This window comes from Pseudarthrobacter sp. NPDC092419, assembly GCF_044755045.1.
Lineage (GTDB): Bacteria > Actinomycetota > Actinomycetes > Actinomycetales > Micrococcaceae > Arthrobacter.
Genome location: NZ_JBIVQF010000004.1, coordinates 220,203 through 246,000, shown reverse-complemented (window position 1 = coordinate 246,000; position 25,798 = coordinate 220,203). Strand labels below are relative to the sequence as shown.

20 protein-coding genes, 2 tRNA genes and 1 riboswitch are annotated in these 25,798 nt (G+C 66.9%); of the genes, 20 read left to right on the top strand and 2 right to left on the bottom strand.

Translation table 11 applies throughout. From position 1 onward, the window contains the following. Positions 1 to 6: 6 nt before the first annotated feature. The 5 genes from ACIQC0_RS08800 to ndk all read left to right on the top strand — a co-directional run bounded on the left by ACIQC0_RS08800 (position 7) and on the right by ndk (position 6,730). A complete protein-coding gene (locus ACIQC0_RS08800; protein WP_377216019.1) occupies positions 7 to 765 on the top strand; it encodes an SDR family oxidoreductase in 759 nt (252 codons plus the stop codon). Positions 766 to 1,104: 339 nt separating this feature from the next. Continuing rightward, entirely contained in the window at positions 1,105 to 4,422 is a 3,318-nt protein-coding gene (gene ileS, locus ACIQC0_RS08795) for an isoleucine--tRNA ligase (protein ID WP_400534309.1), read from the top strand. A 4-nt stretch (positions 4,423 to 4,426) separates the two neighbouring features. Then, positions 4,427 to 5,797 (top strand): bifunctional folylpolyglutamate synthase/dihydrofolate synthase, encoded by a 1,371-nt coding sequence (locus ACIQC0_RS08790; RefSeq protein WP_377216021.1) that lies wholly within the window; start codon positions 4,427 to 4,429, stop codon positions 5,795 to 5,797. 2 nt (positions 5,798 to 5,799) lie between these two features. Beyond that, on the top strand, positions 5,800 to 6,270 hold the full coding sequence (locus ACIQC0_RS08785) for a DUF4233 domain-containing protein (protein ID WP_400534306.1): 471 nt from the start codon (positions 5,800 to 5,802) through the stop codon (positions 6,268 to 6,270). A 40-nt stretch (positions 6,271 to 6,310) separates the two neighbouring features. After that, positions 6,311 to 6,730, top strand: a complete 420-nt coding sequence (gene ndk / locus ACIQC0_RS08780) for a nucleoside-diphosphate kinase (protein WP_377216023.1) — start codon at positions 6,311 to 6,313, stop codon at positions 6,728 to 6,730. A 78-nt stretch (positions 6,731 to 6,808) separates the two neighbouring features. Here the strand turns inward: ndk and ACIQC0_RS08775 are convergent, their stop codons facing one another. Then, positions 6,809 to 7,480: a vitamin K epoxide reductase family protein gene (locus ACIQC0_RS08775; RefSeq protein WP_400534302.1), complete on the bottom strand. Its 672-nt coding sequence runs from the start codon at positions 7,478 to 7,480 to the stop codon at positions 6,809 to 6,811. Positions 7,481 to 7,922: 442 nt separating this feature from the next. Here ACIQC0_RS08775 and ACIQC0_RS08770 point away from each other — a divergent pair, with 442 nt between their 5' ends. The 13 genes from ACIQC0_RS08770 to ACIQC0_RS08710 all read left to right on the top strand — a co-directional run bounded on the left by ACIQC0_RS08770 (position 7,923) and on the right by ACIQC0_RS08710 (position 21,778). Next, positions 7,923 to 11,390 (top strand): Rne/Rng family ribonuclease, encoded by a 3,468-nt coding sequence (locus tag ACIQC0_RS08770; protein ID WP_400534299.1) that lies wholly within the window; start codon positions 7,923 to 7,925, stop codon positions 11,388 to 11,390. A 118-nt stretch (positions 11,391 to 11,508) separates the two neighbouring features. Then, positions 11,509 to 11,605, top strand: a riboswitch (TPP riboswitch). Continuing rightward, positions 11,595 to 13,118 carry a bifunctional hydroxymethylpyrimidine kinase/phosphomethylpyrimidine kinase gene (locus ACIQC0_RS08765; RefSeq protein ID WP_400534296.1) on the top strand — a complete coding sequence of 508 codons (1,524 nt, stop codon included), beginning with the start codon at positions 11,595 to 11,597 and terminating at the stop codon, positions 13,116 to 13,118. Its footprint overlaps the riboswitch before it by 11 nt. Positions 13,119 to 13,451: 333 nt before the next feature. Further along, complete coding sequence (rplU, locus tag ACIQC0_RS08760; protein WP_003803420.1) at positions 13,452 to 13,760, top strand: 50S ribosomal protein L21; 309 nt, start codon at positions 13,452 to 13,454, stop codon at positions 13,758 to 13,760. Positions 13,761 to 13,821: 61 nt separating this feature from the next. Further along, on the top strand, positions 13,822 to 14,085 hold the full coding sequence (gene rpmA / locus ACIQC0_RS08755; protein ID WP_009372867.1) for a 50S ribosomal protein L27: 264 nt from the start codon (positions 13,822 to 13,824) through the stop codon (positions 14,083 to 14,085). A gap of 116 nt (positions 14,086 to 14,201) precedes the next feature. Next, the gene (obgE, locus tag ACIQC0_RS08750; protein WP_400534293.1) at positions 14,202 to 15,791 is read left to right on the top strand and encodes a GTPase ObgE; all 1,590 of its coding nucleotides are present in this window, start codon (positions 14,202 to 14,204) and stop codon (positions 15,789 to 15,791) included. 22 nt (positions 15,792 to 15,813) lie between these two features. Next, positions 15,814 to 16,992: a glutamate 5-kinase gene (gene proB / locus ACIQC0_RS08745; RefSeq protein WP_400534290.1), complete on the top strand. Its 1,179-nt coding sequence runs from the start codon at positions 15,814 to 15,816 to the stop codon at positions 16,990 to 16,992. Continuing rightward, positions 16,989 to 18,413: a glutamate-5-semialdehyde dehydrogenase gene (locus tag ACIQC0_RS08740; protein WP_377216028.1), complete on the top strand. Its 1,425-nt coding sequence runs from the start codon at positions 16,989 to 16,991 to the stop codon at positions 18,411 to 18,413. Before proB ends, ACIQC0_RS08740 begins: the two co-directional genes overlap by 4 nt. Before the next feature lie 76 nt (positions 18,414 to 18,489). Continuing rightward, positions 18,490 to 18,723, top strand: coding sequence for a hypothetical protein (locus ACIQC0_RS08735; RefSeq protein WP_377216029.1), 234 nt, complete (start codon positions 18,490 to 18,492; stop codon positions 18,721 to 18,723). 40 nt (positions 18,724 to 18,763) lie between these two features. After that, on the top strand, positions 18,764 to 19,393 hold the full coding sequence (nadD, locus tag ACIQC0_RS08730; protein WP_400534524.1) for a nicotinate-nucleotide adenylyltransferase: 630 nt from the start codon (positions 18,764 to 18,766) through the stop codon (positions 19,391 to 19,393). Positions 19,394 to 19,400: 7 nt separating this feature from the next. Next, the gene (locus ACIQC0_RS08725) at positions 19,401 to 20,855 is read left to right on the top strand and encodes a hypothetical protein (protein ID WP_400534286.1); all 1,455 of its coding nucleotides are present in this window, start codon (positions 19,401 to 19,403) and stop codon (positions 20,853 to 20,855) included. Between the two features lie 45 nt (positions 20,856 to 20,900). Beyond that, positions 20,901 to 21,302, top strand: a complete 402-nt coding sequence (gene rsfS, locus ACIQC0_RS08720) for a ribosome silencing factor (RefSeq protein WP_377216031.1) — start codon at positions 20,901 to 20,903, stop codon at positions 21,300 to 21,302. A gap of 114 nt (positions 21,303 to 21,416) precedes the next feature. Beyond that, positions 21,417 to 21,492: transfer RNA gene (locus tag ACIQC0_RS08715), tRNA-Ala, on the top strand. A gap of 213 nt (positions 21,493 to 21,705) precedes the next feature. Then, positions 21,706 to 21,778 (top strand) — tRNA-Ala (locus ACIQC0_RS08710). Positions 21,779 to 21,884: 106 nt separating this feature from the next. Here the strand turns inward: ACIQC0_RS08710 and ACIQC0_RS08705 are convergent. Further along, entirely contained in the window at positions 21,885 to 23,207 is a 1,323-nt protein-coding gene (locus tag ACIQC0_RS08705; protein WP_400534282.1) for a class I SAM-dependent methyltransferase, read from the bottom strand. 109 nt (positions 23,208 to 23,316) lie between these two features. Here ACIQC0_RS08705 and ACIQC0_RS08700 point away from each other — a divergent pair, with 109 nt between their 5' ends. Together ACIQC0_RS08700 and ACIQC0_RS08695 are read left to right on the top strand one after the other, a co-directional pair. Continuing rightward, complete coding sequence (locus ACIQC0_RS08700; protein ID WP_400534279.1) at positions 23,317 to 24,399, top strand: FAD-dependent oxidoreductase; 1,083 nt, start codon at positions 23,317 to 23,319, stop codon at positions 24,397 to 24,399. Then, positions 24,390 to 25,742 carry a class I SAM-dependent methyltransferase gene (locus tag ACIQC0_RS08695; protein ID WP_400534276.1) on the top strand — a complete coding sequence of 451 codons (1,353 nt, stop codon included), beginning with the start codon at positions 24,390 to 24,392 and terminating at the stop codon, positions 25,740 to 25,742. The genes ACIQC0_RS08700 and ACIQC0_RS08695 overlap by 10 nt, the downstream gene beginning before the upstream one ends. Positions 25,743 to 25,798: the final 56 nt, after the last annotated feature.

Below are 25,798 nucleotides of genomic sequence, written 5' to 3'. Positions count from 1 at the left end.
GGTGGCATGACTGACGAATCGCAGAACAAGACAGCTTTGGTGACCGGCGCGAGCAGCGGAATCGGCGAAGCGGCCGTCCGCGCGCTGCGCGCTGAAGGATGGACCGTTTACGCCGTGGCCCGCCGCGCGGAAAGGCTCGCGGCGCTGGCGGCTGAAACCGGCGCCGTCGCGCTTCCCGGGGACATCGCAGAGGACGACGACGTCGCGCGCCTCCTCGCGCAGGTCACCGAAGCCGGGGGCATCAGCACGCTGGTCAACATCGCGGGCGGGGCCCGCGGCGCCGACACCGTCGGATCGGCCGACACCGACGACTGGGAATGGATGTACCGGGTCAACGTCCTGGGCACCATGAAGCTCACCCGCGCCTTTCTGCCGATGCTGCGCGCCAACGGCGAAGGCACAGTGCTGAACCTGACTTCGACTGCCGGCCTGGTGGCGTACGAGGGAGGCGGGGGCTACAACGCCGCCAAGTTCGCCCAGCACGCCATGACCAACGCGCTCCGGCTCGAGGAGGCCGAGAACAACATCCGCGTCATCGAGATCGCCCCCGGGCTGGTGCAGACCGAAGAGTTCGCCCTGAACCGGCTCGGCGACCAGCAAGCGGCGGCAAAGGTTTACCAGGGCGTCGAGAAACCGCTCACCGCCGACGACGTGGCGGACGTCGTCCGCTACGCCGTGACTGTTCCGCACCACGTAAATCTGGACCAGATCGTGATCCGCCCCGTTGCCCAGGCCGCCAACCACAAACTCATCCGGAAAGGCTGACCCGGGGCCCGGAGCTGAATGGAAACCTGCGCCGCAGGGATAGTAGACTCAGGAGTGGCTACGACCCGGCAATCACCGGCGAGCTTCCGGAAGAACACGCGGACCGGCCTGCCGAAACGGCAGGTGGTCCACGCCAGTAGAACCGGACGGGTAAGCCCGTCACAGCAGTAATGAGCGGCCGGCCCGCCCGTTCCCCGGGGAACAGGCAGCGCCGGTAAGTGAGGTGGTACCGCGGTTGGCGTATGGTCCGGAAGGGCAGTGCCGAAGCCGTCCTCGCATCCTGAACGGAACTGCCGGCGGAAGCCGGAGGTTCGCCAAGCCCAACCCAGGATGTCGAGAATGACGTATTATCCCAAGGCCTCAGCCTCCAGCAGCACTTCCCCCAGCGGCGCAGGCGTTTCCGCCTCCGTGAAGTTTCCGGAGGTCGAAGAACGCATCCTGAAGTACTGGGACCAGGACGGCACGTTCCAGGCGAGCATCGACCAGCGCAGTGCCGATGCCCCCGGCGGTGCTCCCGGCAGCAACGAATTCGTCTTCTACGACGGGCCTCCCTTCGCCAACGGCCTGCCCCACTACGGGCACCTCCTCACCGGCTACGCCAAGGACCTGGTGGGCCGCTACCAGACCCAGCGCGGCAAGCGGGTGGAACGCCGGTTTGGCTGGGACACCCACGGCCTTCCCGCCGAGCTCGAAGCCATGAAGCAGCTGGGAATGACGGACAAGACCCAGATTGAAGCCATGGGCATCGACAAGTTCAACGACGCCTGCCGTGCCTCCGTCATGAAGTACGCCGACGAATGGCGCGACTACGTGACCCGCCAGGCCCGCTGGGTCGACTTCGATAACGACTACAAGACGCTCAACGTTGAATACATGGAATCCGTCCTGTGGGCGTTCAAGCAGCTGCACGACAAGGGCCTGACGTACAACGGCTACCGCGTCCTGCCCTACTGCTGGAAGGACGAGACGCCGCTGTCCAACCACGAACTGCGCATGGACGACGACGTCTACAAGAACCGCCAGGACCAGACCGTCACCGTGACGTTCCCGATCCTGCCGGGGGAGTCGGAGCTCTCGAAGCAGCTCGCAGGAGTGCAGGCGCTCGCCTGGACCACCACGCCCTGGACGCTGCCCACCAACGCTGCGCTCGCCGTCGGCCCTTCCATCACGTATGCCGTGCTGCCTGCCGGCCCCAGCGGGATCAAAGCGGCTGCCGGCGAAGCTCCGGTCACCGGAAGCTTCCTGCTGGCCGTTGACCTGCTGCCGGCGTACGCCAAGGACCTGGGCTATCCGGACGCCGCTGCCGCGGCCGCAGCCATCACTTCCACGCACACGGGCGCGGAGCTGGCCGGTCTGGCCTACCGGCCGCTGTGGCTGGACTTCAGCGACAACGAAAAGTACGGCATGGAGAACGCCTGGCGGATCCTTGCCGCGGACTACGTGACCACCACCGATGGCACGGGGATCGTGCACCAGGCTCCTGCCTACGGTGAAGACGACCAGAAAATCTGCGAAGAAGCCGGTATCCCGGTGATCCTTTCCGTCGACGAAGGCGCCAAATTCCTGCCGCTCTTCAAGCACGGCGACCTCCACGACATCGCGGGACTGCAGGTCTTCGAAGCGAACAAGCCCATCACGCAGGTGCTTCGTGCCCAGGGCCGGCTGGTCAGGCAGGCCAGCTACGAGCACAGCTACCCGCACTGCTGGCGCTGCCGCAACCCCCTGATCTACCGTGCGGTGTCCTCCTGGTACGTGGAAGTGACCAAGTTCAAGGACCGCATGTCCGAGCTGAACCAGGAGATCAACTGGATCCCCGGCAACGTCAAGGACGGCCAGTTCGGCAAGTGGCTGGAAAACGCCCGCGACTGGTCCATCAGCCGCAACCGGTACTGGGGCAGCCCCATTCCGGTGTGGCAGTCCAGCGATCCCGAATACCCCCGCACCGACGTCTACGGTTCGCTGGCCGAGATTGAAGCCGATTTCGGCCGCCTTCCATTGAACAAGGACGGCCAGATTGACCTGCATCGCCCGTTCATCGACGAACTGACCCGGCCCAACCCGGACGATCCCCGCACACCCGAAGAGGGCCAGTCCGTGATGCGCCGCGTCGAGGACGTCCTAGACGTCTGGTTTGACTCCGGTTCCATGCCGTACGGCCAGGTGCACTACCCGTTCCAGAACGAGGCGTGGTTCGACACCCACAACCCGGCCGACTTCATCGTGGAGTACATCGGCCAGACCCGCGGCTGGTTCTACATGCTGCACATCCTCTCCACCGCGCTGTTCGACCGGCCCGCCTTCCGGAACGTCATCAGCCACGGCATCGTGCTGGGCTCCGACGGGCAGAAGATGTCCAAGAGCCTGCGTAACTACCCGGACGTCTCCGAAGTCCTGGACCGCGACGGCTCCGACGCCATGCGCTGGTTCCTGATGTCCAGCCCCATCCTCCGCGGCGGAAACCTGATCGTCACCGAACAGGGCATCCGCGACGGCGTACGCCAGGTCATCCTGCCGCTGTGGAACGTGTACAGTTTCTTCACCCTCTACACGAATGCCGCCAATGGCGGCGCCGGCTATGACGCGAAGCTGCGCTACGATGGCTACGCGGACACCCTGGACCAGTACCTGCTGGCCCACACCGGCGAGCTGGTGCGCAGCATGACCGCCAAGCTTGACGAGTACGACATCTCCGGTGCCTGCGATGCCCTGCGCAGCTACCTGGACATGCTCACCAACTGGTACGTCCGGCGCAGCCGGCAGCGGTTCTTCGACGAGGACCACGATGCCTTCGACGCGCTCTTCACGGCGTTGGAGACCGTCACCCGCACGGCCGCGTCCCTGTTGCCACTCGTCACCGAGGAGATCTGGCGCGGACTCACCGGCGGCCGTTCGGTGCACCTGGCCGACTGGCCGGATGCCGGCCTGTTCCCGGCCAACCCGGAGCTGGTCGAAGCCATGGAACGCGTCCAGCAGATCTGCTCCACGGGCTCGTCGCTGCGCAAGGCCGCCAACCTTCGCGTCCGCCTGCCGCTGCAGGAACTTACTGTGGTGGCACCCGGCGCGGATGCGCTGGAAGGGTTCGCCGCCGTCGTTGCCGATGAACTGAACCTGCGCTCGGTCCGCCTGCTGGACGCCGCCACGGCCGCGCCGGAGGAATTCGGCATCCAGCAGAAGCTCGTGGTCAATGCCCGCGCGGCCGGCCCGCGCCTGGGCAAGAACGTCCAGGTTGCCATCAAGGGGTCCAAGTCGGGCGACTGGTCGGTGTCCGAGTCCGGCGTGGTGACTGCCGGCGGGCTGGAGCTTGAGCCGCAGGAGTACACCCTGGAGACCGTGGTTGCTGAGTCCGAAGGCGGTTCCGCATCCGTGGCGGTGCTCCCCGGTGGCGGCTTCGTGGTCCTCAACACCGAGGTCACTCCGGAGCTGGAGGCCGAAGGCCTGGCCCGGGACCTGGTCCGCGCCATCCAGCAGGCCCGCAAGGACGCCGGACTGAACGTGAGCGACCGGATCCGCACCTCCGTCGCCGCACGGCAGAACGTGGTGGACGCCCTCCGGGCCAACGCAGAGCTCGTCAAGGGCGAGACGCTGAGTGTGGACCTCACCGCCGAGCCGGCGGACGTTGACGAGCCCGCCGTCATGGTGTCGAAAGTGGAGGCCTGATCCTATGTCCGAACATTCACACGACGAATTTTCCGTCGAAAGCGTCTACGCGGAACTGCTGGGACGCGCCCCGGAGAACAAGATGGAGCCCCGGCTGGCACCGCTCTTCCGGGCCATGGATGTGCTGGGCGAGCCCAACAAGGCGTTCCCGATCATCCACATCACCGGGACCAACGGCAAGACGTCGACGTCCCGCATGATCGAGTCGGTGCTGCGCGCCCACGGCCTGAGTACCGGACGCTACACCAGCCCGCACCTGTCCAAGGTGACCGAGCGGATCAGTATCGACGGGCACCCGGTTCCGGACGAGACGTTTGTGCGGATCTGGGACGAAATCCGCCCCTACCTGCAGATCGTTGATGCGGAGTTGGAAGCCGATGGCCAGCCCCGGCTGACCTACTTCGAGTGCCTGACCATTCTGGCGTTCGCCGTATTCGCGGACCAGCCGGTGAACGTGGCCATCATCGAGGTGGGGCTCGGCGGCATCACCGACGCCACCAACGTCGGTGACGGCCAGGTGTCGGTGGTTACTCCGATCTCCCTGGACCACACGGACCTCCTGGGTGACACCACCGAGGACATCGCCCACGAGAAGGCCGGCATCATCAAGCCCGGCGGCTACCTCGTCAGCGCCGCGCAGCCGCTGGACGCGGCCCAGGTGCTCCTGGAGAAGGCCAAGGACGTGGGGGTCCCGTTCCGTTTTGAAGGCGTGGAGTTCGGCGTCGAGTCCCGGACTGTTGCGGTGGGCGGCCAGATGGTGACGGTCCAGGGCATCGCAGGCCGTTACCCGGACCTGCTGGTACCCCTTCACGGTGCCCACCAGGCCCAGAACGCTGCCGTGGCCGTAGCCGCGCTGGAAGCATTTTTCGGCGGCGAGAAGGAACTCGACTTCACGGTGCTGCAGGAAGGCTTCGCGCAGGTCACGTCGCCGGGCCGGCTCGAGGTGGTGCGTACGGCTCCGACCATCATCGTGGACGCCGCGCATAACCCGGACGGCATCAAGGCCTCGGCGGCTGCACTCCAGGAAGCATTCACCTTCACCCGGCTGGTGCCGGTAGTGGGCGTGCTGAGGGAAAAGGATGCTGAAGAAATCCTGCGCCAGCTGAAGGAATCCTTCGGCGGAGTGGCGGAGGAATACTGTTTCACGCAGTCCAATTCCCCGCGCGCCGTGCCCGCGGCCGAACTGGCGGAACTCGCAGTGGACCTGGGCTTCGGCGAGGACAACGTGCACATTGCCGAGAGGCTTGACGACGCCCTCGAGTGGGCCGTGGAGCGTGCCGAAGCGAATGACGACCTCTCCGGGGCCGTGTTGGTCACCGGCTCGATCACCCTGGTGGCCGAGGCCCGCATCCTGCTCGGGAAGACGGAGGCGTAGTGATGGCCAGACTCACCAAGGCCCAGCGTGAATGGCGCCCCGGCATGCCGAAGAAGCGGCGCTCCACCAAAGTCATGTTCGCTTCCACCGTGCTCCTGCTCGAGGCGTTTGTGATGTTCTTTGCCACGCTGGCGGTCTTCGGCCTGCGGCGCGGCGAAATGTCCCCCGTGCTCATCCTGTCCGTGGGCATCGGCCTCAGCCTGGTCATGGTGGCCGCGTGCGCTTTCCTCAGCCGGCCCTGGGGCATAGGCCTGGGCTGGACACTCCAGGCTGTGCTGATCCTCGCCGGGTTCATCGAACCGGCCATGTTCCTGGTGGGCGCCATGTTCGCACTTGCCTGGTGGTATGGCATCCGTACCGGCATCCGGCTTGACCACGAGGGTGCACAGCGCGAGCGGGAACAGGCCGAATGGGAAGCCGCCCACCCGGACCAGGCAGGCCCGGGCCCGGCCCACCCGGACCAGGACCCGTAGACTAATGTCCAAAATCCCGCCAAAACGCATTGGAGCAGTTGTGACCACTGAGCGCACCCTCGTCCTGATTAAGCCCGACGGCGTCACCCGTAACCTGACCGGCGCCATCCTGGGCCGGATCGAAGCCAAGGGCTACACGCTGGCTGAACTGAAGAAGGTGGACGCCACCCGCGGGCTGCTGGAGCAGCACTACGAAGAGCACGTCGGCAAGCCGTTCTACGAGCCCCTCGTCGAGTTCATGTTGAGCGGTCCCGTGGTGGCAGCAATTTTCGAAGGTCACCGCGTCATCGAGGGCTTCCGTTCGCTGGCCGGCACCACGGATCCCACGACGGCGGCCCCTGGCACCATCCGCGGCGACTTCGGCCGCGACTGGGGCCTGAAGGTCCAGCAGAACCTGGTGCACGGCTCCGACTCCACCGAGTCCGCCGAGCGCGAGATCAAGATCTGGTTCCAGAACTGATCCACGCGAGATGACAGTTAAGGCCGATGTTCACGAAGAACATCGGCCTTAACTGTCATCTCGCGGAGTTGGTGGGAGCTAGTAGCCGGAGGTTCCGGCGAACACCTGGATAAATGCGAAGAAGATCGTTGCAATCACGGCAACGTACAGCAGGGCAGTGATGACCCAGCCGGAATCGCCGAGGATTTTGGCTGCTTTGGCCGGAAGGGGAATAACTCCGGCGGTGATGTTGCGGATGGTCACCCACACAAACAGCGGAATCATGGCGGCCCAGACCACCATGCAGAACGGGCAGAGGATGTTGATGACGTAGAGCGCCTGGGACCAGAGCCACACCACGAAGGCGAAGCCCAGCGTGACGCCCACCTGCAGGCCAACCCAGTACCACCGAGCGAAGGTTGCGCCGGCCAGCAGTGCCATGCCAACCGTGATAACCACCGCAAACGCGACGATCCCGATGAACATGTTGGGAAAGCCAAACACGGAGCTCTGCCACGTCTGCATGACCTGTCCGCAGGATATCCACGGGTTAACGTCGCAAACCGTCGTGTGGCTTGGGTCCTTGAGGACTTCGAGCTTCTCCAGCACCAGGACTCCGGAGGCGATCCAGCCGACGACGCCGGTAATCACCAGGAGCCAACCGAACGGCCGGGTGCGGGTCACGGCAGGGACGGGGGCGGCACTGCCGGAGCCTGGTTCAGCGCCCCGGGCCGGCGCGGGTGAGCTGTTGGCGGGGGAGATGCTGGGCATTGGTATAGCGTCCTTCTCATCAGGGTGCTCGTTGCCCCGATTGTAACGCCGCCCGCTGGGAGGGCCTTTCAGCCGCACAGGTCCGGGCCGCGCTTCCGCCCCGCAATTGCCGGGGTGTGAGACAATAAGCGTGGCTGGAAGCCGATCCACATTCGGACTCCGGTCCGGTGGCTTGTTTGCAAGACCGCCAATGACGCGCAGGGCAGGCTCCGGTTGTATACGGATCAGACTCCCGCGACTCCATTGGGCGGCACCTGGTTGTAGCACGTAGAACAACGGGTTTCAGGACATCCTGCCGGCTCCCACGGGCTGCCGCACCCCCACGCCGGTGCGAACCTGGGAGTATCCACTTGACTTCTGTCAACGCCTGCGGGTTTTGACAATATTTGCCCCAATGGGTGCCGGATGTGGCGGTACGTCAGGGGCAGGAGTGTTGCCACGTATGGAAAATGAACAAGGTTTGGCCGTTAACGAAGAAGCTGTTGCGGCGGATGCCGCCGTTGCCCCTAAGAAAGCCACCAGGACTCGGCGCAAGGCTGCGCCCAAGAAAGACGCCGCAGAAGCCACGGCACACGTTGACCCTGAACTGGCTGAACCGGAACTGAGCGAGCCGCAGCTGGCTGAACCGTCCCTGGGCGAGCCGGCGCTCACCGAAACTGGGCTTACCGAAACTGGGATTACCGAAACTTCGCTGACTGAAACCGCCGGCGGTGCAGATTCCGGCGGGGAAGTACCAGCTGCGGCGAAGGCTGCCCCTGCCCGCCGCACCCGGGCCCGCAAGAAACCGGAGGCCGCACAGTCTGCTGCTGATGCAACCCCAGTAGTCAAGGGTGACGTTCCGCCCGCCGACTCTGTACAGAGCGAAGTCGCGGGGGACGGCAGCGGGGACCCTGCCGTCCCCGCAGACGCCGGTCAGGAAACCTCAGGGGAGCCGGACGCCAAACCGGTGCGCCGCCGTCGTACGTCAACGCGCAAGGCGCAGGCAGCCGCTCCCGATGCTGCCGCGGAGGAAGCTCCGGCCGCCGACGCAACCGAAACTGTCGAGCCCGCAGCCGCAACCCCCTCAGCTGAAACTCCGGCACCGGAAGCCGCCGCAGGGCCCGCGGAGGCAGGAACCCCTGTGGCAGGACCCGCCCAGGACGACACAGCCCAAAAAGACACCGCGCAGACCGAAGACGCACCGGCCACCCCGTTCGGATCGCTGTTCATGGAACCCGGTTCCGCGACCTCGGTCCTGTTCCAGGCCCCGGATCTGAGCACTGTTGCCCGGCCCGCGCCCGTAGCCGTAGAAGCTGACCAGGACGACGTGGACGAGGACGATTCCGAGGAGCCTGGCAGCAGGCGCCGCCGCCGCAGCCGTGGCCGCCGTGGCCGCAGCCGCTCCGACCGTGACGGCGAAGCCGCGGACGGCCAGGAAGACGAAGACACCGCCGATGAAGACACCGCCGGACCGGTCGAAGAAGGCGTAACGTCGCGACGGCGCCGCCGCCGTCGTCGCGGCGACCAGGACCTTGAGCTCACCGGCGGCGAGGACGACGACCCGCCCAACACGGTTACCCGCGTCCGCGCACCCCGCCCCGCGAGCGACATTCCCGTCAGCAACCGTGTCACCAGCGTCAAGGGTTCCACCCGCCTGGAAGCCAAGAAGCAGCGCCGCCGCGAATCCCGCGACACCGGCCGCCGCCGCACCGTCATCACCGAGGCGGAATTCCTGGCACGCCGGGAATCCGTGGACCGGCAGATGATCGTCCGGCAGCGCGACGACAGAATCCAGATCGGCGTCCTGGAAGACGGCGTCCTGGCCGAGCACTTCGTCTCGAAGACCCAGCAGGACTCCCTGATCGGCAACGTCTACCTGGGCAAGGTCCAAAACGTGCTGCCCTCCATGGAGGCCGCGTTCGTAGACATCGGCCGCGGCCGCAACGCCGTCCTTTACGCCGGTGAAGTCAACTGGGACGTTGTGAACCTGGAGGGCAAGCAGCGCCGAATCGAGAACGCGCTGAAGTCCGGCGACACCGTCCTGGTGCAGGTCACCAAGGACCCTGTGGGCCACAAGGGCGCCCGCCTCACCAGCCAGATTTCGCTGCCGGGCCGCTACCTGGTGTACGTCCCGGGCGGGTCAATGACCGGAATCTCCCGGAAGTTGCCGGACGTGGAGCGCAACCGCCTCAAGCGAATCCTCAAAGACCGCCTGCCGGAGCATGCCGGCGTCATTGTGCGCACGGCCGCTGAGGGTGCCTCCGAAGAAGAGCTGACGCACGACATCAACCGCCTCCGCGCGCAGTGGGAAGGCATCGAAAACCAGTCGAAGTCCACCAAGATCCTTGCCCCGGAACTGCTCTACGGTGAACCGGACCTGACCATCAAAGTGGTCCGTGACGTCTTCAACGAGGATTTCTCCAAGCTGATCGTTTCCGGCGAGGAAGCCTGGGACACCATCGAGGCCTATGTGACCTACGTGGCTCCGGACCTGGTAGGCCGGCTGGAAAAGTGGACCCAGGACCAGGACATCTTCTCCGCCTGGCGTATCGACGAGCAGATCCACAAGGCCCTCGAGCGCAAGGTCTTCCTGCCCTCGGGCGGCTCCCTGGTGATCGACCGGACCGAAGCCATGACCGTGGTGGACGTCAACACCGGCAAGTTCACCGGCAGCGGCGGCAACCTCGAGGAAACCGTCACCAAGAACAACCTCGAAGCTGCCGAGGAAGTTGTCCGCCAGTTGCGCCTGCGTGACATCGGCGGCATCATCGTCATCGACTTCATCGACATGGTGCTCGAGTCCAACCGCGACCTGGTCCTGCGCCGCCTGGTGGAGTGCCTGGGCCGCGACCGCACCAAGCACCAGGTTGCCGAGGTTACGTCCTTGGGCCTGGTCCAGATGACGCGCAAGCGCATGGGTACGGGCCTCCTGGAGGTCTTCGGCGAGCAGTGCGAGGCCTGCGCGGGCCGTGGCATGATCACGCACGATGACCCAGTAGAGCACCGCCGCGCCAACACTGTGGCGGCTGAACACCACGTTCACCGTGCCGACAACCGCGGCGAATCCAGGGGCGAGGGTGCGCGCAACGAGAACCAGCGCGGCGACAGCAACCAGCCGGGCGGACGGGAGCGCAAGCGCCGGCGCGGCCGGGGCGGCCAGCAGGCAGAAGTGACGCCGGCGGCGGCACCCGCCGTCCAGCTCCACACGGTCCACCCGGACCCGTCCGACGCCGAACGCCACGCCAAGGCAGAGGCCACCCGCCTGGCCCTGGCCAACATCGCGGCGGCGGCCCATGCGGCGCACCTCCACGACGACGAGGTGGCAGCAAGCAAGCAGGCAGCATCAGCTGCCGCGCCCGCGGCGCCGGTGCCCGCTGAACGCGCAGAAGCGGAAAAGCGCGACGCCGTTGCTTCCGCCCGGCCCGCAGCAGTGCTCACCTTCGGCGGCGAGAAGGTTGCGCTGCCCTTCGTGGAGCACACGGAAGAGCAGCAGCCCCAGCCTTCGCTCTCCCTGGACCGGCTGGCCGAGGCGTTCGCACACCTGGGCGGACCCGTCAGCGAGGAGGAAGCTGCACCGGCAGCTGCCGCCGCCGAGCCAGCAGCACCCGCTGCTTTGGCCGTACCGGTTTCTGCAGCTCCAGCGGCTCCCGCAGGTGCATCCGCGGAGAAGGACTACTCCGACCACACGCTGGAGCAGTCCCGCCAGCGGAGGCCGCGCCGCAACCGGAGCGCGAGCCGTGCCCAAGGCGCAGCCAACGCCACCACGGTGGAGCAGCACGAAAACGTGCCGGCCCCGGCCGCCGGGCACTCCCACGCGGCCAAGGCTCCGGAACCTGCCGCGGGCCCCGCGCCGGAAACAGCCCCGCCAGCCGCGAAGCAGGCGGAGGAGCCCATCATCCTCGGCGTCGGGGTGCCGGCCTCGGAGCTGTAGCCCGGGCAAGCGCCCTCCGGAAGTCCCCGTCTCATGGACTTTTCCCCCTGGAAACCCCTGGGGAGAAGTTCATAAGGCGGGGATTTCTGCGTCCGGGACGGCAAAACGGCTAGGCTGGGAAACCGACACGGGGTGCCGCGCAGAGGGCGGCTGAGATCCAGACCCGTTGAACCTGTCCGGTTAGCACCGGCGAAGGGATGTCTCTTGTCATCGATCACTGTCCTGCCACAAGTGCGGGAAACTGGCGCCGCACTGTCCCGCATCCCGCGCGTCCTGTCCATTGCCGGCTCCGATCCCTCCGGCGGCGCCGGCATCCAGGCGGACCTGAAGAGCATCGCGGCCCACGGTGGCTACGGCATGGCTGCCATTACGGCGCTCACCGCGCAAAACACCCGTGGCGTGCAGGCAGTGCACGTTCCGCCCGCAGACTTTCTGGCACAGCAGCTGGATGCCATCAGCGAAGACATCACCGTGGACGCGGTCAAGATCGGCATGCTCGGCGAGGCAGCGGTCATTGAAGTGGTGCGGGCCTGGCTCGAGAAGGCGCGCCCCGCCGTCGTGGTCCTCGACCCGGTGATGGTTGCCACCAGCGGCGACCGGCTCCTGCAGGAGTCCGCCGAGACCGCCCTGCGCGCCTTGTTGCCGCTGGCGGACCTCATTACCCCGAACCTCGCCGAACTGGCGATCCTCGTTGGCGAAGAGCAGCAGTCCACCTGGGCTGGGGCCCTGGACCAGGGCCGGCGGCTTGCCCGTGCCACCGGCGCGACGGTCCTGGTCAAAGGGGGCCATCTCGCAGGCCGGGACTGCCCGGATGCGTTGGTGGACACGTCCGGCCGGCTGTCCGCGGAAGTGGTGGAACTGCCGGGCGAGCGGGTCGCTACGCGGAACAGCCACGGCACGGGCTGCTCCCTGTCCTCGGCGATGGCCACAATCCAGGCCCGGCTCGGACATTGGGAAGCATCGCTTCGGGAGGTCAAGCCATGGCTGGCGGGCGCACTGGCTGCTTCGGGCCAGCTGTCGGTGGGAACGGGAAACGGCCCCGTGCACCATTTCCACCACCAGGACGTCCCGCGCCCTGAAGGTGCCTTCGGCCGGCAGCTCTGGGCGGACGCCGAGGACTACCTCGAGGACATTTTTGCCCTGCCCTTCATCCAGGCGCTGGCCGCGGGAAACCTGTCCGAAAGTGAGTTTGCGTATTACCTCGCCCAGGACGCCATCTACCTCAACGGCTACTCACGGGTGCTGGCCCGGACCAGCGCGCTGGCGCCCACGGAGGCCGAACAGTTGTTCTGGGCAGGCTCTGCGCAGCAATGCCTGGAGGTCGAGTCGGAGCTGCACCGTTCCTGGCTCAGCACCCGGCCGGCGCAGGGCGGACTGGGCCCCGTGACCAAGACGTACGTGGATCACCTGACTGCAGCGTCGGCGTCGGGCAGTTATGCGGTGCTCACCGCCGCGGTGCTGCCCTGCTTTTGGCTATATGCGGAGGTAGGGCGCACGCTGCACGCAGGATTCGTGGCAGCGGGGGAGCCGGCCGGACACCCCTACGCCGATTGGCTGCGCACGTACGCGGACGAAGCCTTCGCGGCGGCGACGCGCCGGGCCGTGGCCATCGTGGACGAGGCCGGGCGGAACGCATCCGAAACGGAGAGGACCGCCATGGTGACAGCGTTCCGGCACTCGTGCCGGCTGGAAGTGGAATTCTTCGACGCGCCGCGCCTGCATTCCTGACCGTAACGGGGCTTGTCTGCGGCTACTATGGTGGGGCACGGTCCCGGCGCCGGAGCAACCTGTGGCTACTATCACAGACGACCCGCCGGAACCAGCCTCATTTGCGGCCGAAGCCAAAACTAGCGTATTCTAGATCTTCGGTGCTTACGCCAACACTTGGGTTATGACCCTGGGGGTCGCCGCGTGTCCAGGACATGCTGCAATTTCTTCCGGGATAGCTCACGGGTTCCCCCGGGAAATCCACGGCGTTGAGGCACAGCGGAAACCCAGCCACTCAGCGCCGGGTGCCGCACGCAAATTTAGTAATAAACGTCGAGAGAAGTGAGTTCCCAAGTGGTGTACGCGATTGTCCGCGCAGGCGGCCGCCAAGAGAAGGTTTCCGTTGGAGACTTCGTTACCCTGAACCGCGTCGCCGGTGGAGCCGGCAGCACCATTGAGCTGCCCGCACTGCTCCTGGTAGACGGTGACAAGGTCACCTCCGCCGCTGCTGACCTGGCCAAGGTGACTGTTACGGCTGAGATCCTCCAGGACCTCCGTGGTCCTAAGATTGTGATCCAGAAGTTCAAGAACAAGACCGGTTACAAGAAGCGCCAGGGTCACCGCCAGGAACTGACCAAGGTCAAGATCACCGGCATCAAGTAACCACTGGTTACTGTTCAGGTTTTTCAGCAGATTCCCCAGAATTTAGAGGCAGGCATTTCAGATGGCACATAAAAAGGGCGCGAGCTCCACTCGCAACGGTCGTGACTCCAACGCTCAGTACCTCGGCGTGAAGCGCTTCGGCGGCCAGGTTGTTTCCGCAGGCGAAATCATCGTCCGCCAGCGCGGCACCCACTTCCACCCGGGCGCCGGCGTTGGACGTGGCGGCGACGACACCCTGTTCGCGCTGACCCCGGGAGCCGTTGAATTCGGTACCCGCCGCGGTCGTCGCGTCGTCAACATCGTTGCTGCTGCGGCTGCAGAGTAACAAACAGTTCTGAAGCGGTGGAGCGGGCCATACGGTCCGCTCCACTGTTCTTTTAACCGCATTACAATCGTCTTGGCGTCCAGCGGCGCCGGGAAACAGCATTTGAGGAGATCCACGTGGCCAGCTTTGTAGACCGGGTAGTACTGCACGTATCCGGCGGTACCGGCGGCCATGGGTGCGTCTCCGTCCACCGCGAAAAGTTCAAGCCGCTCGGCGGGCCCGACGGCGGCAATGGCGGCAATGGCGGCGACGTCATCCTTCGCGTGGATCACCAGACCACCACCCTCCTTGATTACCACCACGCACCGCACCGGCATGCCACCAACGGCGGCCCCGGCATGGGCGACTGGCGCGGCGGCAAGAACGGCGAGACCCTGGTGCTGCCCGTTCCGGACGGCACCGTGGTCAAGTCCAAGGACGGCACCGTCCTGGCGGACCTCGTGGGTGAAGGCGCCGAATTCGTGGCGGCCGCCGGCGGAATCGGCGGCCTGGGCAACGCAGCGCTGTCGTCGCAGAAGCGCCGGGCTCCCGGGTTCGCGCTGCTCGGCATCGAGGGCGAATCCCGCGACATCGTCCTGGAACTGAAGTCCATCGCCGACATCGCGTTGGTCGGCTTCCCGTCCGCGGGCAAGTCCAGCCTCATCGCTGCCATGTCCGCCGCGCGGCCGAAGATTGCGGACTACCCCTTCACAACCCTCATCCCCAACCTCGGCGTGGTCCAGGCGGGCGATGTCCGGTTCACCATCGCCGACGTGCCCGGCCTGATCGAAGGCGCCAGCGAGGGCAAGGGCCTTGGCCACCACTTCCTCCGCCACGTGGAACGCTGCGCAGCGCTGGTCCACGTTCTGGACTGCGGCACGCTTGAATCGGACCGCGATCCGCTCTCTGACCTTGCCATCATTGAGGCTGAACTCGAAAAGTACGCCGTGGACATGAGCTACGCGGGCCAGGACGGCGAAGTTATCCCCCTCAACCACCGCCCGCGCCTGGTAGCCCTGAACAAGGTGGACCTGCCGGACGGCAAGGATATGGCCGACTTCGTCCGCCCCGAGCTGGAGTCCCGCGGCTACCGCGTCTTCGAGGTCTCCGCCACCAGCCATGAGGGCCTGCGCCAGCTGGGCTTCGCGATGGCAGAAATCGTCAAGGCCGCCCGGGACGCCGTGGCCGCAGCACCGCCCAAGGTACAGCCTGTCGTTCTGCGTCCCCGTGCGGTCAACGAGACCGGCTTCCGGATCCGCCGCGAGGAGAAGGGCTTGGAACCGCTGTTCCGCGTCCTCGGCGAGAAGCCCGTGCGCTGGGTCAAGCAGACGGACTTCACCAACGAGGAGGCCATCGGCTACCTGGCGGACCGCCTGGCCAAGCTGGGTGTGGAAACCGAGCTGTTCAAGCAGGGCGCCAAGCCCGGCGACACCGTGGTCATCGGTGAGGACGACGGCGTGGTCTTCGACTGGGAGCCCACCATGATGGCAGGCGCCGAGCTCCTGGCGTCCCCGCGCGGCACCGACGTCCGGTTCGCGGACATCGGCGACCGCCCCACCCGGAACCAGAAGCGCGAAGAACAGCAGGAGCGCAAGGACGCCAAGGCTGCGGCCCGGGCCGAGCTCGAGGCCGAGCGCAAGGCGGGCATCTGGACCGAGTCCGTGAGCAGCCGGCGCGTGGCCAAGCCCCTCAAGGAGAGTGGACTGGACGCAGGCGATGAGTTCTAGGCCCGCAGCAGCGCCTTTTTCCATGGCCGCAGCAGCGCCCTCAGAAGGCACTGAGCCGGCGTCCGACCGGAGCGTGTTGGCCAACGCCCGCCGGATCGTGGTTAAGGTCGGCTCGTCCTCCCTGACCAGCATCAAGGGCGGAATCTCCGAGGAGTCCCTGACCAACCTCGCCGACGCCCTCGCGGCGAAGCGGAACACGGGCGCGGAGATCATCCTGGTGTCCTCCGGTGCCATTGCGGCCGGGCTCGCGCCGCTGGGACTGGCCAAGCGCCCCCGGGACCTTGCCACCCAGCAGGCTGCTGCCAGCGTGGGCCAGGGCCTGCTCATGGCCCGGTACACGCAGGCATTCGGCGCCCACGGCGTCACGGTCAGCCAGGTCCTCCTCACGGCGGAGGACCTGATGCGCCGCAGCCAGCACGCCAACGCCTTCCGGGCGCTCAACCGCCTCCTTAACCTCGGGGTGGTGCCGGTGGTCAACGAAAACGACACGGTGGCCACGCACGAGATCCGCTTCGGTGACAACGACCGCCTTGCAGCACTGGTGGCCCACCTGGTCCGCGCCGACGCGCTGGTACTGCTCTCCGACGTCGACTCCCTCTACGACGGCCCGCCTGCCCACGGGGCCAAGCGGATTCCGCTGGTGGAAGGCCCGCAGGATCTGGAGGGTGTCTCCATCGGCAAGGCTGGCAAGGCCGGTGTGGGAACCGGCGGGATGCTCACCAAGGTTGAGGCTGCCACCATGGCCGCCGGTTCGGGCATCCACGCCCTGGTTACGTCAACGCCGAACGCCGCGGCGGCACTCCGCGGCGAGGACGTGGGCACTTGGTTCACCGTAAACGGCGCCCGCAAACCGGTCCGGCTGCTCTGGCTGGCCCACATCGCGTCAGTCCAGGGCCGCCTGGTCCTGGACGAAGGAGCGGTCCGCGCAGTGCGGCACCACCGGACGTCCCTGCTCCCTGCCGGGATTTCCGCGGTGCACGGAGAGTTTGAAGCCGGCGACGCCGTCGAAATAGCGGCTGCCGACGGCACCGTGGTGGCGCGCGGACTGGTCAACTACTCCTCGGCGGAGCTTCCCCGCATGCTGGGGCGCACCACCATGGAGTTGGGGGAGGAGCTGGGCAGCGGCTACGAGCGTGAAGTTGTTCATGTTGACGACCTGGTGCTGGTCCGGGCCGTCCGCTCGCCTAAACTTGGACTATGACTGAGGCCCTGATCCATAACGCTGCTGAAAATTCCGGAGAGACCAACGCGGCTGCCCAGGCGCAGCCGCTGGAATCCGCGGAGGCTCCGGCGTCGGGCACTGTGACTTCCGGCACTGAGGCTTCAGTTGCTGGGTCGTCGGGCGCTGTTCCCTTGTCCGAGGAAGAAGTCGAGGCCGGCGTCCACGCCATTGCAGACCGTTCGCGCCATGCTGCCCGCCGGATGGCCATGGCCAACCGGGCCTGGAAGGACCGGGCGCTGCGCGCCGTCTGTGCCGCACTTGAAGAGAACCAGCAGGCCATCCTCGCAGCCAACGCCGAAGATGTAGCCCGGGGCAAGGCCAACGGAACCTCTGCGGCCATGCTGGACCGGCTCACGCTGACGCCTGCCCGCATCCAGGGTTTGGCCGATGCTTTGGAGAACCTGGCGAACCTGCCGGACCCGGTAGGCAACGTGGTCCGCGGCCAGACGCTGCCCAACGGCCTGCGCCTGCGCCAGGTCAACGTTCCCATGGGCGTGGTGGCAGCCATCTATGAGGCCCGCCCCAACGTCACCGTGGACATCGCCGGTCTCGCCCTCAAGAGCGGCAACGCCGTCATCCTCCGCGGTGGAAGCGCCGCGGAATCCACTAACGAGGTCCTGGTGCGGATCCTGCGTGAGGCGCTGGAATCCGTTGGCCTGCCCGCGGACGCCGTCCAGACGGTGGACCAGTACGGCCGCGCCGGTGCGACGGCCCTGATGCGCGCCCGCGGCCGCGTTGACGTCCTGATTCCCCGCGGCGGCCGCGAACTGATCCAGTCGGTCGTCACCAACTCCGCCGTGCCGGTCATCGAGACCGGCGAGGGCAATGTGCACATCTTCATTGATGAGTCCGCCGGCGAAGAGATGGCCGTAGAAATCCTGCTCAACGCGAAGACCCAGCGCCCCAGCGTGTGCAACACCGTGGAGACGCTCCTGGTGCACTCGGGCTCCACAGTGCTTCCCGCCGTCGCCACCGCGCTGCAGAAGGCCGGCGTCAGGCTGCACGTGGACGAACGCATCCGCGCCGCGTTGCCGGCGGGCGTGGCGGCCGAGGCCGCGACGGACGAGGACTGGGGGACCGAGTACATGGACCTGGATCTCGCCGTGGCCATGGTGGACAGCCTTGACCAAGCGGTCAAGCACATCCGAACGTGGTCCACCGGCCACACCGAGGCGATCCTCACCAACAACCTGGCCAACGCGGAGCGGTTCATCGCCGAGATCGATTCGGCGGCGGTGATTGTCAACGCCTCCACCCGCTTCACGGACGGCGGCGAGCTGGGCCTGGGCGCCGAAGTGGGCATCTCCACGCAGAAGCTGCACGCGCGCGGTCCGATGGGTCTGACGGAGCTCACCACCACCAAGTGGATCGTCCAAGGCGAGGGCCAGGTCCGCGGGTAGCAACGCGGTAACATAGACCAGAACCATTCGCAGCGGTCACTTCCGCTGCCGCAATCCTTGAACCCTAGGGGAGAACATGCTGTTCCAGCAGATCGCCATGACCGCAGCCGCTGAGGCCGAAGAACACGAACTTGCTCCGCTCTGGGCCGAGCCGTGGGTCTTCGGTGTGGTCATTTTCGCCATCCTGCTGGTGATGATGTTCATCACGCTCTCCTACACCAATCTGGGCAACCGCCACGAGGTCACCGAGGAGCACGCCGACCCGCACCGCCAGCACCCGAACAAGCACGATCACGGGCAGGGCCACTAACATTTCGCGCGCTCTGCACCGTCAAGGTGCCAACGGCCGGCTGCGGGTAGGCGTGATGGGCGGGACGTTCGATCCCATCCATCACGGCCACCTCGTGGCTGCCAGCGAAGTTGCCGCCGAGTTCGAACTGGACGAGGTGATTTTTGTCCCCACAGGTCAGCCGTGGCAGAAGTCCCACAAACAGGTCAGCGAAGCGGAACACCGGTACCTCATGACGGTGATTGCCACTGCCTCGAACCCGCGGTTCACCGTCAGCCGCGTGGACGTGGAACGGCCTGGCCCGACCTACACCATCGATACGCTCCGCGACCTGCGCGCCCAGCGCCCCGAGGCGGACCTCTTCTTTATCACCGGCGCGGATGCCCTGGCCCAGATCCTGTCCTGGAAGGATATTGACGAGCTCTGGTCGCTTGCGCACTTTGTTGGTGTCACCCGGCCGGGGCACGTCCTGGACGGCATGGGCCGGGACGACGTCAGCCTGCTCGAAGTGCCGGCCATGGCCATCTCCTCGACGGATTGCCGCAGCCGGGTGGCAGCGAACAACCCGGTCTGGTACCTGGTACCGGACGGCGTGGTGCAATACATCGCCAAATACGGCCTCTACGCGGACGTCCCGCCTGTCGGGACGGACGCCGCGGCCGGTGCACGTGAACCAGCAAGTACTGAATGAGTCCTCAATGAGTCACGAACAGCCCCCCTTCCGCAGCCGCAGGGAACTCCGGAAGGCCCGCGACGCACAGCAGGCGGCCGCCGCCGGAAATACCGCGCACGACGACGGCCAGGCGACTGCCGCGTCCGGTGAACCTTCCGCTTCGGGGCCTGCCCTTGCGGCCGCGCCTGCTTCGTCCGGTCATTCCGGTCCGGACGGCGCGCCTCCTTCTGCTCCGGCAGCCGCAGTTTCCGCTGCGCCCCGGCAGGCGTCGACGGAACGGTCCTCACAGGTCCGCGCCCGCGACCGCGCTGCCCTCCGTGCCATCAAGGAGATGGAGCAGAAGGAAAACCAGCTTTCTGCCGGTGGCCCGGTGACCCGGCGCCAGCTCCGGCTCCAGCAGCTTAAGGAACAGGCCCTGACCGGGCTGAACCCGGTCGTCCCACCGGCGCAGACGGACGCTCCGGCGGCGGAAGGCAATGGATCCACACGACCCGGCGCCCCTGGGAACCCGAAGGTTCCTGCCCAGCCGAACAATCCGGCGCATCCCAGGGCTGCCGGCGACGGGCCGCAGCCGGGACCTGCAGGCGGGCATGAACTGCCGGCCATGACCGTGGAGCAGGCACTCGCGGCGCGTTCCCTCATCGCTGAGCAGGCGCGCAACCAGATCGCCAAGATGGAGCACATAGCTTCGCTGGATCCCGAAGCTGTTGACCCGGAGATCCTTGCCGAACAGATCGCCCTGGCCGAGCGTGCGGCCGTGCTGAACCGCCGGGCCATGGCAAGGCAGAAGCTGGCTGAGCAGGCGTCCGCCCCGCCGGCCCGGGACAGTGCAGCGAAAGAACGTCAGGCACCCTCCACCGCCACCAACCTGGCCATGGTCACGCCGCTGGAGTTCGTCCAGGTTCCCGGCGTGGACCGCCCCGTGATGAAGGCTCCGGCCACGTCCTACGTGCCGGTCACAACCCATCAGGGCACCAAGATCCCGGCGCGTGAGAGCGGCCCCGCGGCGACCGCGGACCGCACCCAAGGACCAAACGCTTCACAGGGTCCTTCGGGTCAGGTTCCGGAGGGCTCCGGATCCAAGCGATCACACGTGATTGCGCGGGCCGAGGCAGCGGCCCGGGCCGCCGGGGGAGCTGGGGGAGTGCTGGAAGCCCAGCCTGTCCAGCACCGACAGGCGCAACGCCGGGCGGCACAGGAAGGGCCGGCAACAGCGCCGCAGTCCGCGCCGCAGGAGACGCGTGTGCCACCACAACGGCCCCTACCGCAGCCGCCCGCCGAACCATTGGCGGACGACCTCTTCGAAGACCTTCCCCGTGTTCCGGCGGCATCGGCCCATGGCCTGGAACCGCTGGACGCTGCCACGGCAGGCCTCGCCCGGGCTAACCGAAACCGGATGCTGCAGATTTTCGTCCTGGCGCTGGGCATCGTGGCGCTTATCGCCGGGATCATCCTCATCATTAGCGGATTTTCCGGCTAGCAGTCCGGCCGCGCCAACAGCATTTTCAACCCTACAAGGAGTCCCGTGACTGCATCAGAATCATCCATCATCACAGCCCGCGCTGCCGCCAAGGCCGCTGCGGACAAGCTCGCCCAGGACGTGGTGGGCCTGGACGTCAGCGAGCGTCTCGCCTTGGCTGACGTCTTCCTTATCGCCTCGGCACCCAGCGAGCGCCAGGTCAACGCGATCGTCGACGGCATTGAGGAAGAACTGGCCAAGCTGGACCTCCGTCCTGTCCGCCGCGAAGGCCGCTCCGGCGGACGCTGGGTCCTGCTCGACTACTCAGACATCGTGATCCACGTGCAGCACGAAGAGGACCGCGTCTTCTACGCCCTGGAGCGGCTCTGGAAGGACTGCCCCGTGGTGGATCTGGGGCTCGGAGACGACGCTTCCGCCAAGGCCGGCGCGGCCGCCGAGGGCGAGTAAGGTTCACCCCAAAAGCCGAATATGCCCGATTTGGAATTTTCGGAATTGCTGTTCTAAGATATTTGAGTTGCTCCGGGGAGACCCGGAAAAACGCTCCCGGAGCGGCAATAGTTCGGGGCTGTGGCGCAGCTGGTAGCGCACCTGCATGGCATGCAGGGGGTCAGGGGTTCGAGTCCCCTCAGCTCCACCAAATAATCCGCCGGAACCATGTGGTTCCGGCGGTTTTTTGCTGTTTTCGTTGCCTTGCCGGGCCCTGCCTGGCGCCGCACGGGCCATTACACCTGGAGAGGCGGCCGACCGACGGAGCGGTTTCCGGCAGTCCAGAGGCCCGATTGGTGTCACCAGCGAAAGTGCATTAAGCTGGTCAGGTTGCTCCGGGGGAAACCACCGGAACAGCAAATCCGGGGCTGTGGCGCAGCTGGTAGCGCACCTGCATGGCATGCAGGGGGTCAGGGGTTCGAGTCCCCTCAGCTCCACGGATATGAGAAACACCCCGGTCTTCGGACCGGGGTGTTTTTCTTTACCTGGGTTTCCCTCCCGGAGTCAGTTGCAGAGCCGCCGACTCAGAGCCGCGGATCTCTTTCACAGCCAGCCTGTCCGGCGCAGGGGAGGTTCCTTGCCGCCGGGGCGCTGGACCAACACCTGGTTGACGCCTGTCAGCCCGTTCTCGAAGCCCACGGCACTGGAAGCCATATACAGACGCCACACCCTGGCCCGCCCGCTGCCGGCAAGCCGCACGGCGTCGTCCCAGTTCTCCTCCAGCCGCCGAACCCACGCCCGCAGGGTCAGGGCATAGTGCCTGCGGAGGGCCTCTACGTCCAGCACTTCGAAGCGGGCCTCTTCCAGCGCCGTCACCATCTCGCCCAGGCTGATCATTTCGCCGTCGGGAAACACGTAGCGGGGAATAAACGAATCCGGGTCCGGGCTGGTGGGGCCGGCATTCCACGAGATGGCGTGGTTAAGCAGCCTGCCGCCCGGTTTCAGCAGCGCATACAGGGCAGCCGCATAGCGGGGGGTCTGTTCCCGGCCAACGTGCTCGGACATCCCGATGGAACTGATGGCATCGAATGGCCCGTCCGTGACATCTCGGTAGTCCTGAACCCGGATTTCCACCTTGCCGGAAAGTCCCGCATCAGCCACCCGCTGCCGGGCCAGTTCGGCCTGTTCCGACGAGAGCGTCACCCCCACCACCGACGCCCCGTACTTCCCCGCGGCATGCAGGGCGAAACTGCCCCAGCCGCAGCCCACATCCAGAACCCGCATCCCTGGCTCCAGGTCCAGCTTGCGGCAGACGAGGTCCAGCTTGGATTCCTGCGCTGCCTCCAGCCCGCCGGGACCTCCGGAGGAACCGTCCGTCCGGCTGCCGGGCTGCCCGTCGTCCGGCCAGACCGCGCACGAGTAGACCATCGATGGGCCCAGCACCAGGGAATAAAACCTGTTGCCCACATCGTAGTGATGGGAGATCGCCGCAGAGTCTCGGCTGCGCGAATGCAGGCGCCCCTTTCGCGCCACTTTCGCTTCTTCCGGGGGCGGAACCGGATTGGGACCGAGTGCCCCGAGCCGGACGGCGGTCCGCAACAGTGCCCAGAGTTCAGGCGGCGTGGGAGGGCGGAACGGGCCCGGCTCGGCGAACTTGCCCGCGGAGCTCAGGGCGGTAAAGGCGGCGAAGATGTCACCGGGCGCATCGATTTCCCCCGCCACATAGGCCCGGCTCAAGCCAAGCTGGCCGGGGGACCACAGCATGCGCCGCAGGGCACGGCGCGAACGGAATTCGATGATGGGCGCTCCCTCGGGGCCGGCTTCCGAACCATCCCACGCCCTCAGCCGCAGGGGTATCGTTTCCGTCCCCAGGACAATGCCAAGGGCTTTACTGAGCTGTCCGGCGGCGCCGTTGCTTCGCGTCATGATGGTCCTCCCGTCCCCGTGTGTGCCCAGACTATGGCCACGGCGCCCCGCAGGGCTATGGCGCGCCGGCCATCATCTGTCGGATCCTCCGTCCCGGTATCATGGGGGAGTGAATCCCACCCCCGCCGACGTCGTAGTCATCGGGGCGGGCCAGGCCGGACTTTCCGCCGCATACCACCTCAAGCGCCGCGGCCTGGACTACGTGGTGCTGGATGCCGAGCAAGGCCCGGGCGGCGCCTGGCGGCACCGGTGGAGGAGCCTGCGAATGGCAACCGTGAACGGCATCAGCGACCTCCCCGGCATCGCTAAACCCTCACCGGACCCGCGGGAACCCAGCTCCGAATTCCTCACCCGGTACTTCAGCGGCTACGAGGAGGAACTCGGCCTCGACGTGCATCGGCCGGTCAAGGTCCGGTCCGTGCACCGGGAAGACGAGGAGCCAGCCGGGCGGCTCCTCGTCAGGACAGACAAAGACGACTGGAGCGCGCGGGCCATCATTAACGCCACCGGCACCTGGACCCGGCCCTTCTGGCCCATTTATCCCGGCCGGGAAACCTTTCGGGGCCGGCAGTTGCATGTGGCCGACTACGTCGCCGCAGATGAATTCGCGGGGCTGCATGTCATTGTGGTGGGCGGCGGCATCTCCGCGGTGGGCCTCCTGGATGAAATCTCCCAGGTGACCACCACAAGCTGGTTCACCCGCCGCGAGCCGGAATGGCGGGACGCAGGGTTCGACTCCCAGGCGGGCCACGACGCCGTCGCGCTCGTGGAAGAGCGCGTCCGCCAGGGCCTGCCGCCGCAAAGCGTGGTCTCGGTGACAGGGCTCGTCTGGACGCCGGCGCTGCGCGCCGCGGCAGCACGCGGGGCGCTGGACCGGCGCCCGATGTTTACGGCCATCGAAGCGGACGGTGTCCGCCTGGCGGATGGAAGCTTCCTGGCGGCCGACGTCATCCTCTGGGCCACCGGCTTCCGGGCCGAACTTGAGCACCTGGCACCGCTGGGGCTCCGTGGTCCCGGCGGCGGTATCGTTATGGACGGTACCCGGGTGGCAGCGGAGCCGCGCGTCCACCTGGTGGGTTACGGCCCGTCGTCGTCCACTATCGGCGCAAACCGGGCAGGACGCGCAGCCGTGACCGCCATCCTCAAACTCCCCGGCATCGAACCCAGCCAGGCTGCGCAGGCATGGGGCTGACGGGTACCGCGCCGCGCGGCGGCAACCAAGAAGACCACCCCACCCCGGAAGGCGGCACCAGCCCCGTGACAGGACCCACCCTTGAGGATGTTTTCCGGATACTGCGCCGCCGGCCGGATGTGGAAGCGCCAAACCTCCAGGCCTGGGACGCCACGGACCGGCTCCTGCTGGAGACAGCCTCGTCCTTTGTCCGGCCCGGCAGTACTGTGGCGGTCATCGGTGACCGATACGGTGCCCTGACCCTGGGCGCCCGCGCTGTCCTCCAGCCGGGCGCGTTGCGGGTGCACCAGGACCTGATCACGGGGGAGCGCGCGTTGCAGCTTAACGCGGCCGCCCTCGCCTCGCACTACCCTGAAGCGCCGCGCGACCCAGCGAACCCTGACCCGGCGAACCCCGACCCGGCGAACCCCGACTCAGCGAACTCTGATTCGGCCAACCCTGACTCAGCGCATCATGACAGAGCGCGCGACGACGGCGGCGCACCTTCCGCGCCCGGCTTCCGGCAGTTGCCGCTTGGCCCTGCCCTGCTGGCCGGAGCGGAAACGGTCCTGATGCAGCTGCCCAAAACCCTCGCGGAGCTGGACGAGGCCGCTGCCGCCGTCGCCCGTTACGCCGCCCCGGAGGCAGTGCTGCTGGCCGGCGGCCGGATCAAGCACATGTCCCTGGGCATGAACGCGGTCCTGGCCAAACACTTCGAGGTCGTCCAGCCCCAGCACGCCCGGCAGAAGTCCCGGGTGCTGCTGGCCACCGGCCCCCGGCGGGACGGGGAAGGCAGCCGCTTTCCCGCCGTCGAACACCTCGCGGAACTGGACCTGGAAGTCGCCGCGCATGGGGCGGTCTTTGCCGGGGCAAAGCTGGACATCGGAACCCGGTTCCTGCTCACGCTCCTGCCGGAGATGAAGTCCGCCCGCCATGCCGTGGACCTGGGATGCGGCACCGGTATCCTGGCCGCGATGTATGCCCGCCGGTTTCCTGGGGCCGCCGTGACGGCATCGGACCAGTCCGCTGCCGCAGTGGCTTCCGCGCGCGCCACCGCGGAAGCGAACGGACTGGGGGAGCGCATCAGCGTCCTGCAGGACGACGCCCTCAGCACGCTTCCGGACGGTGCCGCGGATCTGGTCCTCCTGAATCCGCCATTCCACGTAGGCGCGGGGGTGCACGCAGGCGCAGGGCTGAAGCTCATTGCCGCCGCGGGCCGCGTGCTGGAACCGGGAGGCGAGCTATGGACGGTGTTCAACCGCCATCTGCCATACCTGCCGGCACTGGAACGCGAAGTGGGGCCAACGGTGATAAAGGGCCAGAACCCAAAGTTCACAATCACCCTCAGCCGGCGCCGGGCCTGACGGGCAGTTGCCGGCGCGTACATTGACCGCGGCCCGGCGCCTCCCGCCTCCGCCAC

Coding starts and splice junctions, on each gene's coding strand:
- ACIQC0_RS08800 (WP_377216019.1), top strand. CDS start 7: ATGACTGACGAATCGCAGAACAAGACAGCTTTGGTGACCGGCGCGAGC.
- ileS (WP_400534309.1), top strand. CDS start 1,105: ATGACGTATTATCCCAAGGCCTCAGCCTCCAGCAGCACTTCCCCCAGC.
- ACIQC0_RS08790 (WP_377216021.1), top strand. CDS start 4,427: ATGTCCGAACATTCACACGACGAATTTTCCGTCGAAAGCGTCTACGCG.
- ACIQC0_RS08785 (WP_400534306.1), top strand. CDS start 5,800: ATGGCCAGACTCACCAAGGCCCAGCGTGAATGGCGCCCCGGCATGCCG.
- ACIQC0_RS08775 (WP_400534302.1), bottom strand. CDS start 7,480: ATGCCCAGCATCTCCCCCGCCAACAGCTCACCCGCGCCGGCCCGGGGC.
- ACIQC0_RS08770 (WP_400534299.1), top strand. CDS start 7,923: ATGGAAAATGAACAAGGTTTGGCCGTTAACGAAGAAGCTGTTGCGGCG.
- rpmA (WP_009372867.1), top strand. CDS start 13,822: ATGGCACATAAAAAGGGCGCGAGCTCCACTCGCAACGGTCGTGACTCC.
- proB (WP_400534290.1), top strand. CDS start 15,814: ATGGCCGCAGCAGCGCCCTCAGAAGGCACTGAGCCGGCGTCCGACCGG.
- ACIQC0_RS08740 (WP_377216028.1), top strand. CDS start 16,989: ATGACTGAGGCCCTGATCCATAACGCTGCTGAAAATTCCGGAGAGACC.
- ACIQC0_RS08735 (WP_377216029.1), top strand. CDS start 18,490: ATGCTGTTCCAGCAGATCGCCATGACCGCAGCCGCTGAGGCCGAAGAA.
- ACIQC0_RS08725 (WP_400534286.1), top strand. CDS start 19,401: ATGAGTCACGAACAGCCCCCCTTCCGCAGCCGCAGGGAACTCCGGAAG.
- ACIQC0_RS08705 (WP_400534282.1), bottom strand. CDS start 23,207: ATGACGCGAAGCAACGGCGCCGCCGGACAGCTCAGTAAAGCCCTTGGC.
- ACIQC0_RS08695 (WP_400534276.1), top strand. CDS start 24,390: ATGGGGCTGACGGGTACCGCGCCGCGCGGCGGCAACCAAGAAGACCAC.